Raw genomic sequence first — 12,708 nt, forward strand, 5'->3', positions numbered from 1 at the left:
GCCGCTTGACCACCGCCCCGCGGCCCGCCCCGGTGGTGACCGGTGCGGCCCGCGGGCCGGTGGTGCGATGTCCGTACGGCGCCCGACGGCGACTACGAGCGGCCGAGCGCGTCCACGGCCGCCGTCGCGAACCCGTGGTCCTGCTCCGGCGCTCCCCCGCCGACGCCGATCGCGCCGATCAGACGGCCGTCGCGCTGGACGGGGACGCCTCCGGCGATGAACAGCAGCGGCTTGTCGAGCGCGGTCGGCAGCGTGTGGAAGAGACCGCCGGGCTGCACGGCGTCGACGAGGTCCGCCGTCGGGGCGTTCAGCTGGAGCGCGGTGTACGCCTTGCGGGTGCTGGTCTCGCCGGCGATGAGGACGGCCCGGTCGTCGCGGCGGAAGGCCAGCAGATGGCCGCCCGCGTCCAGAACGGTGATCGCGACGGTGACGCCGGCGGACTCGGCCGCGTTGCGGGCGGCCTCGACGAGGGCCTCCGCGTCCTGCGTGGTCAGCGGCGCGACGGCGGTGGTGATGCTGGTGGTCATGGGTGGCTCCTTGCCGTGGTGGGTGAATGCTGCGGTGGTGGGAACGGCGGATCAGCGGCGTGGCAGCTGGGCCTCGTGGCGGCCGACGGGGGGATGGTCCACGAGGGTCGGTGACGGCCGGCCGGTCGTCCGCGAGGCTCAGTGGCGGCCGGCGGGGACGGCGACCGGCTCGGGGGCGGAGCCCGCGACGACCTGGCCGGTGCCGGGCGAACGGCGCTCGAGGACCTGGGCCAGGACCGCGAGGGCGAGCGCGGAGGCGGCGAGGGCGGCGCCGACCCAGTTCGGGGCGGTGTAGCCGAAGCCCGCCGCGATCACCATGCCGCCGAGCCAGGCGGCGAGGGCGTTGCCCAGGTTGAACGCACCGATGTTGACGGCCGAGGCCAGCGTGGGCGCGCCCGCGGCCTGGTCGAGCACCCTCTTCTGCAGCGGCGGCACGGTCGCGAAGCCGAGCGCGCCGATGAGGACGATGGTGATCGCCGCGGTGACGGTGTTGTGGGCGGTGAGGGTGAACAGGGCGAGCACGAGGGAGAGTGCGCCGAGCGAGACATAGAGCAGCGGCATGAGCGCGCGGTCCGCGAACTTTCCGCCGATGAGGTTGCCGCCGACCATGCCGAGTCCGAACAGGACCAGCAGCCAGGTGACGGAGGAGTCGGCGAAGCCGGTGACCTCGGTCATCATCGGCGTGATGTAGGTGATGGCGGCGAAGACGCCTCCGAAGCCGAGCACGGTCATCGCCATGGCGAGCAGGACCTGGACGTTGCGGAACGCGGCGATCTCGTGGCGCAGCCGTACGCCTTCCGGCTTGGGCTGTTCCGGTACCAGCTTGGCGACGCCGAGCAGTCCGAGGACGCCGAGGCCGGCGACGATCAGGAAAGTGGCGCGCCAGCCGGCGCTCTGGCCGACGAAGGTGCCGAGCGGGACTCCGACGACATTGGCGACGGTCAGACCGGTGAACATCATCGCGATGGCGCCGGCCTTCTTCTGCGGGGCCACCAGGTCGGCGGCGACGACGGAGCCGATACCGAAGAAGGCTCCGTGGGCGAGCGAGGCGACGACGCGGCCGGCGAGCATCACGCCGAAGACGGGGGCCACGGCGGAGATCACATTGCCGACGATGAAGAGGCCCATCAGCACCATGAGCATCCGCTTGCGGGAGACCTTCGTACCGAGGACGGTCATCAGCGGGGCGCCGATCACGACACCGAGTGCGTATCCGGTGACGAGGAACCCGGCCGTCGGGATCGAGACCCCGAAGTCCGTGGCGACCTCGGGCAGCAGGCCCATGATCACGAACTCGGTGGTGCCGATGCCGAAGGCCCCGATGGCGAGGGCGAGCAGCGCGAGTGGCATAGGGAGAACCTCCGGACGATTGCTTCTGCGCCTTACGAGCGTCCACAATAATTGCAACCGCCATTACTTGCAAGCGCGCTATATCGGCGCTGACACGGACCTGTCCCGCTCCCGTCCACGAGCCGGACTTCCGTTCATGGATGCGGTCCATACCAAGCTCTTGACAGGGTCTTTGTTCACTTCTTAAATCACGTAGTGAACTAAGCACCCCCCAGCTCCACTTGCTACCCCCCACCCCGGTCGGCGCAGCAACCACTCGGTTCCGCATGCGCCCATGTCTGACATATGCATGCCATAGCAGACACTCCCCCGTCATGCTCCCGGAAGGGAGAGTCATGGACTCCCCGCGCTTATCCCGGCGACTCGTGCTGTCCGTCGCCTCGCTCCTCACCTTCGCGTCGCTGTCCACCGGACTCGCGCAGGGGGCGACCGCGCCCGCAGCGAAGCCGCCCGCCCCTCCCGCCGCCGCAGCCGCCGCCATCACCTTCTCCGACGATTTCAACGGCCCCGCGGGCTCGGCCGTCGACGGCGGCAAGTGGCAGATCGAGACGGGCGACAACGTCAACAACCACGAGCGGCAGTACTACACCGCGGGCAATCGCAACGCCGCTCTCGACGGACAGGGCCATCTGGCCATCACGGCCCGTCGCGAGAACCCCGGCAACTACCAGTGCTGGTACGGGCGTTGTGAGTACACCTCTGCCCGGCTGAACACCGCCGGCAAGTTCACCACGACGTACGGCCGCGTCGAGGCGAGGATGAAGATCCCGCGCGGACAGGGCATGTGGCCCGCCTTCTGGATGCTGGGCAACGACATCGGCCAGGTCGGCTGGCCGAACTCCGGCGAGATCGACGTCATGGAGAACGTGGGCTTCGAGCCGTCGACGGTCCACGGCACCCTGCACGGCCCGGGCTACTCCGGATCGGGCGGCATCGGCGCCGGATACACCCTGCCCGGAGGCCAGGCGTTCGCCGACGCCTTCCACACCTTCGCCGTCGACTGGAGCCCGAACGCGATCACGTGGTCCGTCGACGGCACCGTCTACCAGCGGCGCACACCCGCCGACCTCGGCGGACGGCAGTGGGTCTTCAACAAGCCCTTCTTCCTCATCCTCAATCTCGCGGTCGGCGGCTACTGGCCCGGAGACCCCAACGGCAGCACGGTCTTCCCCCAGCAGCTCCTCGTCGACTACGTCCGGGTCAGCACCGACAACGGGTCGCCCGGTGGCGGCGGTCCGATCACCGGCGTCGGCGGCAAGTGCGTGGACGTGCCCAGCGCGAACAACGCCAACGGCACCCCCGTCCAGCTCTACGACTGCAACGGCAGTGACGCCCAGCGCTGGACCGTGGGCGCCGACGGCACCATCCGCGCACTCGGCAAGTGCCTGGACGTGGCGTCCGGAGGTACCGCCGACGGAACTCCCGTCCAACTGTGGGACTGCAACGGCAGCGCGGCCCAGCAATGGGCCGTCCCCGCGGCCCAGGACATCGTCAATCCCCAGGCCGACAAGTGCCTCGACGCCAGCGGCGGCAGCTCGGCCAACGGCACCCGCCTGCAGATATGGACCTGTGGCGGCACGGCCAACCAGAAGTGGGCGGTGACCCGATGACCACAGGACTCCTCCGCAGGCCCGCGATGCGCGGAGTACTGGGCACGGCCGCGGCCGCCGCCCTGGTCACCGGCCTGACCGGTAGCCCCGCGAGCGGCGCCCCCGCCGCGACGGGTCAGATCACCGGTATCGGCGGCGCGTGCGTGGACGTCGCCGGTGCGAGCAGCGCCAACGGCGCCGCCGTACAGCTCTACGACTGCAACGGCAGCGCCGCGCAACAGTGGAACGTCGGCACCGACGGCACCATCCGCGCGCTCGGCAAATGCCTCGACGTCACCTCCGCGGGCACGGCCAACGGCACCAAAATCCAGCTGTGGGACTGCAACGGCAGCGCGGCCCAGCAGTGGTCGGTCGGCGCGGCCCGTGACATCGTCAACCCCCAGGCCGACAAGTGCCTGGACGCCACCGGCAACAGCTCGGCCAACGGCACCCGCCTCCAGATATGGACCTGCACCGGGGCCGCCAACCAGAAGTGGACCGCGCCCGGCGGGGAGAACCCGGCGCCCACCGGGCCCATGGCCGTGGCGCCGTACCTCTACAACGGCTGGGGCAGTCCGCCGAGCCCGACCACCGTGATGAACGCGACCGGCGTCAAGTGGTTCACGCTGGCTTTCGTGCTCAGCAACGGCTACTGCAACCCGCAGTGGGACGGCGGAAGGCCACTGGCCGGGGGGGTGGACCAACAGACGATCAACACCGTCCGCGGCGCCGGCGGAGACGTGATCCCGTCCTTCGGCGGGTGGAGCGGCAACAAGCTGGAGAGCTCCTGCGGCAGCGCGGGTGAGCTGGCCGCGGCGTACCAGAAGGTCATCAACGCCTACGGCCTCAAGGCGATCGACATCGACATCGAGGCGGCGGCGTACGACAGCCCGACCGTCCAGCAGCGCACGGTCGACGCGCTGAAGACCGTCAAGGCCAACAATCCCGGCATCAAGGTGTTCGTCACCTTCGGCACCGGCCAGAACGGCCCCGACGACAGTCTGATCCGCAAGGCCGCCGCCTCCGGTCTGACCGTGGACAGCTGGACGATCATGCCCTTCAACTTCGGCGGCGCGGGTCAGAACATGGGCCAGCTCACCGTCCGAGCCGCCGAGGGTCTGAAGAACACGGTCAAGAGTGCCTACGGCTACTCCGACGACCAGGCGTACCGGCACACCGGCATCTCCTCGATGAACGGCATCACCGACAACAACGAGACGGTGACCGTCGCCGACTTCCGCACCATCCTCGGCTACGCCCAGCAGCGGCATCTCGCACGGCTGACCTTCTGGTCGGTCAACCGCGACCGCCCCTGCACCGGCGGCGGTGCCGACACCTGCTCGGGCGTGTCTCAGCAGCCGTGGGACTTCACCCGTGTCTTCGCGCAGTACAACGGCTGACCTTCACCTTCACAGCTCACCCGCCCGCCCTGCTCACCTTCCCTGGCTCAACCCCCCACCCACGCCGTGCAGTCGGCACAGGAGAAACCGTGCTCCGATCCCTGCGAACGCCCCGAGCGGATCGCCGCAGTCCCATCCCGCCCCGCATCACGAGACCCTGGGTCGCGGCCTTCGTGGTCGCGGCCTCGGCCGCCTCGGTCCTCACCGCGGTCCAGCCCACCCAGGCCGCCACTCCCCGCGCCGCCGAGGCGGCCGCCGCACTGCCCGCCGGCTGGTCCACGGTGGTCAACGGCGGCAGCGGCAAGTGCCTGGACGCGCGCTCGGCCGCGACCGTGAACGGCACCGCGGTACAGCAGTACGCGTGCAACAACAGCACCGCGCAGCAGTGGAGTTTCACCCCCACGAGCGACGGCTTCGTGCGGATCAACAACCGCAACGACGCCGCTCAGGTCGTGGATGTGAGCGACACCTCCTCCGCCGACAACGCGGCCGTGCACCTGTGGACGTACGGCGGCGGCAACAACCAGCAGTGGCAGGCCGTCGACGAGGGCGGCGGCGCCTACCACTTCGTCAACCGCCACAGCGGCAAGTGTCTGGACGTCCCGTCCGCCTCGACGGCCGACAGCGTTCAACTCGTGCAGTACACCTGCAACGGCTCCGCCGCACAGCGCTTCCAGGTGGCGCCCGTGAGCACCGCGCCCGGTGACGTCGATCTCGGTCCGAACGTGGTCGTCTTCGACCCGTCCATGCCGTCGTCGACGATTCAGAGCAGGCTGAACTCGATCTTCCAGCAGCAGGAGAAGAACCAGTTCGGCCCGCAGCGCTACGCGGTGATGTTCAAGCCGGGCACGTACAGCAACGACGTCAACGTCGGGTTCTACACGCAGGTCCTCGGTCTGGGCCAGTCGCCGGACTCGGTGACCATCAACGGCGCCGTGCACGTCGAGGCGGACTGGTTCCCGCCGCAGAACGCCACCCAGAACTTCTGGCGCGGCGCCGAGAACCTGTCGGTGAACCCGACGGGCGGCACCGACCGGTGGGCGGTCTCCCAGGCGTCGGCGTACCGGCGCATGCACGTCCGCGGCAATCTGGCGCTGGACGACGGTGGCTGGGCCAGCGGCGGATTCATGGCCGACAGCAAGGTCGACGGCCAGGTGCGGTCCGGCACCCAGCAGCAGTGGCTGACCCGCAACTCGCAGCTCGGCAGCTGGAACGGGTCCAACTGGAACATGGTCTTCGTCGGCAGCCAGGGCGTGCCGGGCAACAGCTTCCCCAACCCGCCCTACACCACGGTGAACCAGACCCCGACGGTCCGGGAGAAGCCGTTCCTGTACGTGGACAGCGCGGGCGCCTACAAGGTGTCCGTCCCGTCCCTGCGGTCCAACTCCTCGGCCACCACCTGGGCGGGCGGAAGCGCCGGGGGCAGCTCGCTCGGCATGGACCAGTTCTTCGTCGTCAAGCCTGGCGCGACCGCGGCGCAGATCAACGCCGCACTGGCGGAGGGCAAGAACCTCCTGGTCACCCCCGGTGTCTACCGCCTGAACCAGACGCTTCGGGTGACCCGTCCCGACACCGTCGTCCTCGGTCTGGGCCTGGCCACGTTCATCCCGGACAACGGCGTCACGGCGATGACGGTCGCCGACGTCGACGGGGTGAAGGTCGCGGGTGTCCTCTTCGACGCCGGTACGACCAACTCCCAGACGCTGATGGAGGTCGGCCCGGCCGGCGCCGCGGCGAACCACTCCGCCAACCCCACCTCGCTGCACGACGTCTACTTCCGCGTCGGCGGGGCGGCCGTGGGCAAGGCGACGACGAGCCTCGTGGTCAACAGTGACAACGTCATCGGCGACCACATGTGGATCTGGCGCGGCGACCACGGCAGCGGCATCGGCTGGAACACCAACACCGCGGACACGGGACTCGTCGTCAACGGCGACAACGTGACCATGTACGGCCTGTTCGTCGAGCACTACCAGAAGCACCAGACCATCTGGAACGGCAACGGCGGCCGGACGTACTTCTACCAGAACGAGATGCCGTACGACCCGCCGAACCAGGCGGCCTGGATGAACGGCTCGACCCAGGGCTACGCGGCCTACAAGGTCGCCAACAACGTGACCAGTCACCAGGCCTACGGACTCGGCAGCTACTGCTTCTTCAATGTCAACAACAGTGTGACCGCGGAGCACGCCTTCGAGGTCCCCAACAACCCCAATGTGCGGTTCCAGAACATGGTGACCGTCTCGCTCGGTGGCACCGGGACCATCCGTCATGTCATCAACGACAGGGGCGGTCCGTCCAACTCGTCCACCAACGTGGCCAACCTGGTGAGCTACCCATGAGGCGGCTCGGAGCAAGGCTCCTGATTCTGCTGGCGATGCTGGTCGGTGTCACGACGGTCCCGGCGCACGCCGGGCCCCAGGCCCCCGCCTTCAAGGTGATCGCCTTCTACAACGGCACCTGGGACGCGGCACACATCAACTTCGTCAAGGAAGCCAACGAGTGGTTTCCGCGCACGGCCGCGCAGAACAACTTCAGCTACACGGCCACCACCAACTGGGAGCTGCTGGCGAACGGCGGGGTCAACGAGTACCAGGTGGTGCTGTTCCTCGACGACGCACCCCAGTCGGCGGCCCAGCGGGCCGGCTTCGAACGGTACATGCGTGCGGGCGGCGGCTGGATGGGCTTCCACGTCTCGGCGTTCACCACGAACGCGGCGGCGTGGCCCTGGTACTACAACCAGTTCCTCGGGAGCGGTAACTTCCGGTCGAACACCTGGGGTCCGACGACCTCGGTCCTGCGGACGGAGGACCGGACCCATCCCTCGACCACGGGGCTGCCCGCGACGTTCACCTCGTCGGTGAGCGAGTGGTACAGCTGGTCGAACGATCTGCGCAACAACCAGAACATCAAGATCCTGGCATCGGTGGACCCGTCGAGCTTCCCGCTGGGGACGGACCCCAACCAGACCTGGTACAGCGGCTACTACCCGATCCTGTGGACCAACACCCAGTACAAGATGCTGTACGCGAACTTCGGGCACAACGCGATGAACTACGACACCAACCAGCCGCTGTCGTCGACGTTCGCGAGCGCCACACAGAACCGCTTCCTGATCGACGGGCTGAAGTGGCTCGGCGGCGCGGGCGGCGGTCCGGCACCGAACGATCCGATCTCCGAGACGGCGTGGTACTCGCTGACCAACAACGCGAACGGCGCCTGCGCCGACGCGCGGTCGGCCGCCACGGCCAACGGGACCGCGATCCAGCAGTACACCTGCAACGGGACCACCGCTCAGCAGTTCCAGTTCCGTACGACGGACAGCGGCTACACGAGAATCGGGATACGGGGCAATCCCCAGCAGGTGATCGACGTGACGGGGGTGTCGGCGGCGGACAACGCGCCGGTGCAGCTGTGGTCCTACAGCGGCGGCGGCAACCAGCAGTGGCTGCCGGTGCGGGAGGCGTCCGGGCGCTACCACTTCACCGCCCGGCACAGTGGCAAGTGCCTGAGCACGACGGGCAGTTCGGCCAACAGTGTGCAGTTGGTGCAGCGAGCCTGCGACAACTCGGCGGCGCAGAGTTTCCAGCTCACCGCGCAGCCCTGACGCTCTGACAGCTCACTCCAGTAGGCCCGGGTCCCCCTTCGGGAGGGAGCCCGGGCCTATTGCTGCGCCGCCTGCTTCAGGGCGTCGAGCAGGGCGCGAAGGGCGGGCTGGGACAGTGAACTGTCCCGTACCGCCGCGTGGATCGCCCGTACCGGCTCGGGCCTGCGGACCTTGCGCAGGACTACACCGGGGTGGCGGTTGCCGAGACCGATCCGCGGCATGAGCCCCACTCCGAGACCGGCGGCGACGAAGCCCTGGGCTGTCGCGTAGTCCTCGCTCTGCACCACGATGTCGGGGGTGAATCCGGCCGCACCGCAGGCGCCGAGGACGACGTCGAGGCAGGGCCCCGGCCATTCGCTGCCGATCCACCGTTCCCCCGCGAGGTCGGCCAGATCGATCACCCTTCGGGCCGCGAGCGGGTGCCCTTTGGGCAGGACGGCACGGTAGGGGTCGTCGAGGAGGTGGACGAGCCGAACGTCCTCACGCGGCCTGTCCGGCGGCTGGACGACGACGGCGAGGTCCGCACGGCCGTGCTTGACCTCGGGCAGCGGGTCCTGTGGGTCGATCAGTTTGAGATCGATCTGCACACCCGGATGCGTACGGCGCAGGTCGGCGAGCGCCGGCGCGACGATCGTGCCCCCGGCCGTGGCGAAGTACCGCACGGCCAGTCGCCCCGTGCGGCCCTCGCGCAGATCGGCGAGCGCCGTCTCCGCCTCCGCGATGTTCCTGCTGATGACGTCGGCGTGCTCGGTGAGCAGCCGGCCGGCCGCGGTCGGCTGAACCCCACGGCCCACGCGTTCCAGCAGCGCGGTGCCGGCCTGCTTCTCCAGTGCCGCGACCTGCTGGCTGACGGCGGACGGCGTGTAACCGAGGTTCGCGGCCGCGGCAGTGACCGAGCCACTGGTGACGACCGCCCTGAGGACCTGCATCCTGCGCACATCGAGCATGTAGCAGAGGTTAACGCTGACCCCACAACTTTTCACTGGTGCTGCCAGGTCGGGTACGGCACGGTGGTCGGGAGGGCCTCGCCGGGAGCGCCCGACAAGGCATGGAGGAGACGGACGTGGCCAGTGGCGGAAGAGGAACTTTCCTGCGGATGGGCGTACTCGCCGTGCTGTGGGGATCGGGATTCCTCTGGATCAAGGTGGCGCTCGACCACGGCCTGACCCCGGCGCAGATCACCTTCGCGCGCTGCGCGCTCGGCGCGCTGGTGCTGGTCGCGATGGCGGCCTGGGCCCGTAAGCGTCTGCCGCGCGACCGTGCGACCTGGGGCCACCTGGCGGTGGCGGCCTTCTTCTGCAACGCCCTGCCGTTCGCACTGTTCAGCATCGGCCAGCAGACGGTCGACTCGGGGGTCGCGGGAGTGCTCAACGCGACCACTCCCCTGTGGTCGCTGCTGATCGGACTCGCCATCGGTACGGAACGGGGAATCCGGCCGGTCCGCCTCGCCGGGCTCCTTCTGGGCTTCGCCGGCACTCTGTTGATCTTCGCGCCGTGGCAGCAGGGCGGGCTGACCAGCTGGGGTGCGCTCGCCATCCTCGCGGCGGCGGCCAGTTACGCGGTGGCGTTCACCTACATGGGACGCAAGCTCACCGGGAAGGGCTCGGCGCCCATCGCGCTCTCGGCGGCCCAGCTCCTCGCCGCGACGGGCCTGAGCACCCTCGCGCTGCCCGTCGCGGGTACGTCGACCTCGGACGTCACGCTCGTCGGTGTGCTGGCCGTCATCGCCCTCGGCGTCTTCGCCACCGGGTTCACGTTCGCGCTCAACTACCGGCTCATCGCGGACGAGGGCGCCACGAACGCGGCCACGGTCGGCTACCTGCTGCCGGTGGTCTCCCTGACCCTCGGGGCGCTCGTCCTCGACGAGGCGCTCACTCTGCGCGTCGTTATCGGAATGTTGGTTGTCCTCATCGGCGTGGGACTGACGCGCAGGCAGAAGGGGACATATTCGCCGTCGCCGCTGGTCGACGCGCCGGCTGCGGGTTCCGCGCGAGAGCCGCGACTCCGGACAGACCGGGTCAACTGACCGACCAATCAGTCCATGTGAGAATGCTCCGGCACTCCTACCGGCGGGTAACGTGTGCCGCTCCACCGGCATGCGCCAGCCGTCGCAGGCCGACCGCGAAGGCATTCGAGGACCAGAACGCGATGTCGTACCACCGCTCACAGCCCTCATTTCCCGAGTTCCCGGACTTCCCCGAACAGCATCCGGGACAGGCCCAACAGTCCCAGCAGCCCGCCCAGCCCGCTGCGGACCATCGCCGTGACGTGCGCGCGCTGAGCACCGCCTACAAGAGACTGCGCCGCGTCGCGACGTTCTCCGCCCTCGGGTACTTCGTCGTCTTCCTCGTCCTGTGCGCCTACGCCCCCGACCTCATGTCGAGCAGGGTCACCGGCGGCCTGACCACCGGCCTTCTGCTGGGCCTGATCCAACTCCCCCTGACCGCGCTGGCCGTCGCCTGGTACGAGCGCACCGCACGCCGCCGCGTCGACCCCCTCACCGCAGCGGTACGCCGCAACACCGCCCCGTCCCCGCAGGGAGCACGACGATGACCGGATTCAGCACCGAAGCCCAGACCATGTCCCTGGTCGCGTTCATCGCCGTGATCACCGTGACCCTGCTCCTGTGCGTGATGACGGGCCCGGACCGGGACGACCTGGACGAGTTCTACACCGGCTTCCGCTCGCTGTCGCCGATGCAGAGCGGACTCGCCATCGCCGGCGACTACATCTCCGCCGCGAGCGTCCTCGGCACCATCGGCGTCATCTCGCTCGTCGGCCAGGACGGTCTCGTACTCGCGCTGAGTACCGCGCTGTCCCTGGTCCTGCTGATGTTCCTGCTGGCCGAACCACTGCGCAACGCGGGCCGGTTCACCATGGGCGACGTCCTCACCCGCCGCGCGCCCAGCCCCGCCGTACGCGTCACCGCCTGCATCGTGACGCTGGTGGCCCTCTTCCCGTTGCTGATCTTCCAACTCGCGGGCGCGGGCGATCTGCTGGCCTTCGTCCTCGGCATCGAGGCCGCCGGCTTCAAGACCGGCTCGATCGTGCTCCTCGGCCTGCTGATGATCATCTACGCGGCCATCGGCGGCATGAAGGGCACGGCCTTCATCCAGTTGGTGAAGACCCTGGTGCTGCTGGCCGCCGCCCTCGCCATCGCGGCCCTCGTGCTGCACCGCTTCGACTTCAGCGTGCCGTCGCTTCTCGACGCCGCGGCACGGGGAAGCGGCGCGGGCGAGGCGTACCTCACCCCCGGCCTCCAGTTCGGCGGCGACGGGCTCGACCTCATCAGCACGCAGCTGACCGTGGTCCTCGGCGCAGCGTGCCTCCCGCACATCACCATGCGCATGTTCAGCTCCCGCAGCGCGCCCGCAGTGCGCCGCTCGATGAGCTGGGCCGTCTCCACCGTCGTCGTCATGGGTCTGCTCAGCGCCGTGATCGGCTTCGGCGCGGCGGCGCTGGTCGGCCGTCAGCAGATCACGCTCAGCGACCCGCAGGGCAAGACGTCGATCCTCCTCGTCAGCCAGGCCGTCATGGGCGAGTCCGTGTCCAGCTTCGAGACGCTGCTCTTCACGGTCATGGCCACGGCCATCTTCCTGACACTGCTGGCATCCGTCGCCGGCATCACGCTCGCCTGCGCCAACTCCCTGGCCCACGACCTCATCACGAACGGCTTGCGGCGCAGGCAGCAGCTGCGCGCCGGCACCGAGATGATGCTCGCCCGCGCGACGGCGGCGCTGGTCGGCCTCGCGGCGATCGTCCTCGCGGCGGCCTCCCGGCACTGGAATCTCCAGGCGATGGTCACCCTGTCGTTCTGTCTGGGCGCCTCGGCGGTCGCCCCGGCGCTGGTCTACAGCCTGTTCTGGCAGCGCTTCAACCGCGCGGGGCTGCTGGCGTCGATGATCGGCGGCGCGGTCAGTGTCCTGGTCCTCATCACCGGCACCACACTGGTCTCCGGTTCCCCGCAGGCGATCTTCCCCGACCAGGACTTCACCTGGTTCCCGTACACGACCACGGGCCTCGTCTCGATTCCCGTCGGCTTCCTCGCGGGGTGGCTCGCCACGCGCCTGACGAACAGCCGTACGGGCATACGCCGGCAGGAGGACTTCGACGACGAGGCGGCGGAGGCGGCGATCCTGGTCGACACCTCGGCGGCGCGGTACTGACGTCCGGGCGGTCGGTCCCCCCGGCCCCGCCGCCGGACCGACCGCCCGAGCGCACCAGCGCACCAGCGC

The 12,708-nt window shown here is 69.4% G+C and carries 10 protein-coding genes; 7 read left to right on the plus strand and 3 right to left on the minus strand.

Going from position 1 to position 12,708, the window contains the following annotated elements:
• Positions 1-92 precede the first annotated feature (92 nt).
• Both ACFWU3_RS29945 and ACFWU3_RS29950 read right to left on the minus strand, forming a co-directional pair.
• Entirely contained in the window at positions 93-527 is a 435-nt protein-coding gene (locus ACFWU3_RS29945; protein ID WP_384443944.1) for a heme-binding protein, read from the minus strand.
• 138 nt (positions 528-665) lie between these two features.
• Positions 666-1,877: an MFS transporter gene (locus tag ACFWU3_RS29950; RefSeq protein WP_384443946.1), complete on the minus strand. Its 1,212-nt coding sequence runs from the start codon at positions 1,875-1,877 to the stop codon at positions 666-668.
• A 335-nt stretch (positions 1,878-2,212) separates the two neighbouring features.
• Between ACFWU3_RS29950 and ACFWU3_RS29955 the strand changes: the two genes are divergently transcribed.
• From ACFWU3_RS29955 to ACFWU3_RS29970, 4 genes are all read left to right on the plus strand, one after another.
• Positions 2,213-3,487: a ricin-type beta-trefoil lectin domain protein gene (locus ACFWU3_RS29955; RefSeq protein WP_384443948.1), complete on the plus strand. Its 1,275-nt coding sequence runs from the start codon at positions 2,213-2,215 to the stop codon at positions 3,485-3,487.
• Positions 3,484-4,866, plus strand: a complete 1,383-nt coding sequence (locus tag ACFWU3_RS29960; protein WP_384443950.1) for a ricin-type beta-trefoil lectin domain protein — start codon at positions 3,484-3,486, stop codon at positions 4,864-4,866. The genes ACFWU3_RS29955 and ACFWU3_RS29960 overlap by 4 nt, the downstream gene beginning before the upstream one ends.
• A gap of 146 nt (positions 4,867-5,012) precedes the next feature.
• Positions 5,013-7,208: an RICIN domain-containing protein gene (locus ACFWU3_RS29965; protein ID WP_384444019.1), complete on the plus strand. Its 2,196-nt coding sequence runs from the start codon at positions 5,013-5,015 to the stop codon at positions 7,206-7,208.
• The gene (locus ACFWU3_RS29970) at positions 7,205-8,473 is read left to right on the plus strand and encodes a ThuA domain-containing protein (RefSeq protein ID WP_384443952.1); all 1,269 of its coding nucleotides are present in this window, start codon (positions 7,205-7,207) and stop codon (positions 8,471-8,473) included. Before ACFWU3_RS29965 ends, ACFWU3_RS29970 begins: the two co-directional genes overlap by 4 nt.
• A gap of 56 nt (positions 8,474-8,529) precedes the next feature.
• Here ACFWU3_RS29970 and ACFWU3_RS29975 read toward each other — a convergent pair whose 3' ends face one another.
• Positions 8,530-9,420, minus strand: coding sequence for a LysR family transcriptional regulator (locus ACFWU3_RS29975; protein ID WP_384443954.1), 891 nt, complete (start codon positions 9,418-9,420; stop codon positions 8,530-8,532).
• A gap of 149 nt (positions 9,421-9,569) precedes the next feature.
• Between ACFWU3_RS29975 and ACFWU3_RS29980 the strand changes: the two genes are divergently transcribed.
• The 3 genes from ACFWU3_RS29980 (at position 9,570) to ACFWU3_RS29990 (ending at position 12,639) form a co-directional block, all read left to right on the plus strand.
• A complete protein-coding gene (locus ACFWU3_RS29980) occupies positions 9,570-10,499 on the plus strand; it encodes a DMT family transporter (protein WP_384444021.1) in 930 nt (309 codons plus the stop codon).
• A gap of 122 nt (positions 10,500-10,621) precedes the next feature.
• Positions 10,622-11,026 carry a DUF485 domain-containing protein gene (locus ACFWU3_RS29985; protein ID WP_384443956.1) on the plus strand — a complete coding sequence of 135 codons (405 nt, stop codon included), beginning with the start codon at positions 10,622-10,624 and terminating at the stop codon, positions 11,024-11,026.
• Positions 11,023-12,639, plus strand: coding sequence for a cation acetate symporter (locus ACFWU3_RS29990; protein WP_384443958.1), 1,617 nt, complete (start codon positions 11,023-11,025; stop codon positions 12,637-12,639). The genes ACFWU3_RS29985 and ACFWU3_RS29990 overlap by 4 nt, the downstream gene beginning before the upstream one ends.
• Positions 12,640-12,708 lie beyond the last annotated feature (69 nt).

This window comes from Streptomyces sp. NPDC058685 (assembly GCF_042714725.1).
In the GTDB taxonomy this organism is placed as follows: domain Bacteria; phylum Actinomycetota; class Actinomycetes; order Streptomycetales; family Streptomycetaceae; genus Streptomyces.